The organism is Streptomyces sp. DH12 (assembly GCF_020873895.1).
GTDB lineage: Bacteria > Actinomycetota > Actinomycetes > Streptomycetales > Streptomycetaceae > Streptomyces.
The window spans coordinates 1-531 of the sequence record NZ_JAHWGT010000657.1 but is presented as its reverse complement, the minus strand read 5'-3'; the positions used below and the strand labels follow the sequence as shown (position 1 = coordinate 531).

At 76.6% G+C, this 531-nt stretch carries 1 pseudogene; it reads left to right on the top strand.

The window, feature by feature from the left end:
- A pseudogene (locus LPA54_RS36330) lies at nt 1-398 on the top strand (hypothetical protein); the annotation flags it as partial.
- Nucleotides 399-531: the final 133 nt, after the last annotated feature.

Below are 531 nucleotides of genomic sequence, written 5' to 3'. Positions count from 1 at the left end.
CCCTCATGGCGATCCTCGGCATCGGGTTCGTCGTCACCCGCAAGCGCAACGCCAAGTTCGCGGCGCGGCTCCAGGCGGCCGGTTTCGCACCGGTGGCGGACGAGACGGGCCGCGTGCGCTACCTGCCTCCGGGCTCCGGCACGCCCTACGGAGGCGGCCCGTACGGGCCGTACGGCGCGCAGGCCCAGGGCGCGCCGCCGTTCCCGCAACAGCAGCCCGCCCCGGGATACGCCCCGCAGCCTCCGGCGTACGGCCAGCCCTTCCCGCAGCAGCCCGCCACGGGGTACGCGCAGCCCGGCCCGTACGCCCAGCAGCCGCCCGCCCACGGCCAGCCGGGTCCGTACGGCGCCCCGCCGCAGCAGGCGCCCGGCCCCTACGGGCAGCCCCCGCAGCACTGACCCTCACCACGCCCCCGGTGACCGGTGACGGACACCTCTCACCCCGCCCCCGCCCAGGGTGAGAGCAACGTTCCCTGCCGGTCACCGCGTGCCACAGGCCGGAAACGCTCCCTCCCTACCTTCGGGACCAGCC